General features: G+C 65.6%; 1 pseudogene. It reads right to left on the bottom strand.

The window, feature by feature from the left end:
* Window positions 1–395, bottom strand: a pseudogene (locus tag P0086_RS25195) (hypothetical protein); the annotation flags it as partial.

The following is a 395-nucleotide window of genomic DNA, read 5'->3' on the forward strand; positions in this document are numbered from 1 at the left end:
ACGAACACGTCCTTGCCGCTGCCGCCGTAGAGGTCGTCGGCGCCCTTGCCGCCATAGAGCGTGTCGTTGCCGCCCTCGCCCTTCAGCACGTCCGCGCCGGCATTGCCGTAGAGCTTGTCGCTGCCCGAGCCCGCCTTGATCAGGTCGGCGCCGACGCCGCCCTTCAGCGTATCGCTCTTCGACGTGCCGTTGATCGTCTCGACGACGTCGGAGATCTTGATCGTGAACGTCTTCGACATGCTCTTGCCATCGTCGTCGGTCACCCGGACGGTGACCTGGTCCGACTGCACCTTCTCGTAGTCGATCGCCTTGGCGACGACGAGCTTGGTGCCCGACAGCTTGAACAGCCCGCCGGCGGTGTCGGTCAGCTTGTAGCTCAGCGCCGTGCCTTCCGG

It is taken from the genome of Mycoplana sp. MJR14 (genome assembly GCF_029210525.1).
Lineage (GTDB): Bacteria > Pseudomonadota > Alphaproteobacteria > Rhizobiales > Rhizobiaceae > Mycoplana.